Source organism: Clostridium bowmanii (assembly GCF_018861315.1).
Taxonomy (GTDB): domain Bacteria; phylum Bacillota; class Clostridia; order Clostridiales; family Clostridiaceae; genus Clostridium_AD; species Clostridium_AD bowmanii.
Genome location: NZ_JAHLDL010000088.1, coordinates 1 through 2,238 on the forward strand (window position 1 = coordinate 1; position 2,238 = coordinate 2,238).

Below are 2,238 nucleotides of genomic sequence, written 5' to 3' on the forward strand. Positions count from 1 at the left end.
AGTTGCATGTCGTAGACCCGAAACCGGGTGACCTATCCATGGCCAGGATGAAGCGGAAGTAAAATTCCGTGGAGGTCCGAACCACGTTGGTGTTGAAAAACCATGGGATGAGCTGTGGATAGCGGAGAAATTCCAATCGAACTCGGAGATAGCTGGTTCTCCTCGAAATAGCTTTAGGGCTAGCGTCGATTAATTGAGTAATGGAGGTAGAGCACTGAATGGGCTAGGGGCTGACAACAGTTACTGAACCCTATCAAACTCCGAATGCCATATACTTTTATTTCGGCAGTCAGACTGCGAATGATAAGATCCGTAGTCAAAAGGGAAACAGCCCAGACCATCAGCTAAGGTCCCAAAGTGTAAGTTAAGTGGAAAAGGATGTGGGATTTCTAAGACAACTAGGATGTTGGCTCAGAAGCAGCCACTCATTCAAAGAGTGCGTAATAGCTCACTAGTCAAGAGATCCTGCGCCGAAGATGTCCGGGGCTAAAACTTACCACCGAAGCTATGGGTGTACACTATGTGTACGCGGTAGAGGAGCTTTCTGTACTGGCTGAAGTCATACCGTAAGGAGTGGTGGACGGTACAGAAGTGAGAATGTTGGCATGAGTAGCGCGAGTTAAGTGAGAATCTTAACGGTCGAAAACCTAAGGTTTCCTGAGGAAGGCTCGTCCTCTCAGGGTTAGTCGGGACCTAAGCCGAGGCCGAAAGGCGTAGGTGATGGACAATCGGTTGATATTCCGATACCACCAATAAACGTTATTAGAAATGGGATGACGCAGGAGGATAAGATGTGCACACTATTGGATGTGTGTCTAAGCATTTAGGCGGAGCAAGCAGGCAAATCCGTTTGTTCTTAACGCTGAGATGTTATGGGGAAGGGAATTTATTCCCGAAGTATCTGATTCCACGCTGCCAAGAAAAATCTCTATCGAGGATATTGGTGCCCGTACCGCAAACCGACACAGGTAGGTGAGGAGAGAATCCTAAGACCATCGGAAGAATTGCTGTTAAGGAACTCGGCAAATTGACCCCGTAACTTCGGGAGAAGGGGTGCCTACGCAAGTAGGTCGCAGAGAATAGGCCCAAGCAACTGTTTAGCAAAAACACAGGTCTCTGCTAAAGCGAAAGCTGATGTATAGGGGCTGACGCCTGCCCGGTGCTGGAAGGTTAAGGGGATTAGTTAGCGCAAGCGAGGCTATGAACTTAAGCCCCAGTAAACGGCGGCCGTAACTATAACGGTCCTAAGGTAGCGAAATTCCTTGTCGGGTAAGTTCCGACCCGCACGAATGGCGTAATGATTTGGGCACTGTCTCAACAGCACATCCGGCGAAATTGTAGTGCCAGTGAAGATGCTGGCTACCCGCGATTGGACGGAAAGACCCCGTAGAGCTTTACTGTAGCTTAGCATTGAATTTCGGTATTGTCTGTACAGGATAGGTGGGAGACTGAGAAACATGGGCGTCAGCCTGTGTGGAGTCATCCTTGGGATACCACCCTGACAGTACTGAGGTTCTAACTGGAGGCCATGAATCTGGTCACAGGACATTGTTAGGTGGGCAGTTTGACTGGGGCGGTCGCCTCCAAAAAAGTAACGGAGGCGCTCAAAGGTTCCCTCAGCGCGGTTGGAAATCGCGCGAAGAGTGCAAAGGCAGAAGGGAGCCTGACTGCGACACCTACAAGTGGAGCAGGGACGAAAGTCGGACTTAGTGATCCGGTGGTACCTCGTGGGAGGGCCATCGCTCAACGGATAAAAGCTACCTCGGGGATAACAGGCTGATCTCCCCCAAGAGTCCACATCGACGGGGAGGTTTGGCACCTCGATGTCGGCTCGTCGCATCCTGGGGCTGAAGTAGGTCCCAAGGGTTGGGCTGTTCGCCCATTAAAGCGGCACGCGAGCTGGGTTCAGAACGTCGTGAGACAGTTCGGTCCCTATCCGTCGCGGGCGTAGGAAATTTGAAGGGAGCTGTCCTTAGTACGAGAGGACCGGGATGGACAAACCTCTGGTGCACCAGTTGTCACGCCAGTGGCATCGCTGGGTAGCTATGTTTGGAAGGGATAAACGCTGAAAGCATCTAAGCGTGAAGCCCACCCTAAGATGAGATTTCCCATTACTCGCACGTAAGTGCGGTGTAAGTAAGACTCCTGGAAGAACACCAGGTTGATAGGTTAGAGGTGTAAGCATGGTAACATGTTCAGCTGACTAATACTAATAAGTCGAGGGCTTGACCAAGTTAT

1 rRNA gene is annotated in these 2,238 nt (G+C 50.7%); it reads left to right on the plus strand.

Annotation, left to right across the window (positions count from 1 at the left end):
- A 23S ribosomal RNA gene (locus tag KPL51_RS22920) occupies positions 1 to 2,233 on the plus strand; the annotation flags it as partial.
- Positions 2,234 to 2,238 lie beyond the last annotated feature (5 nt).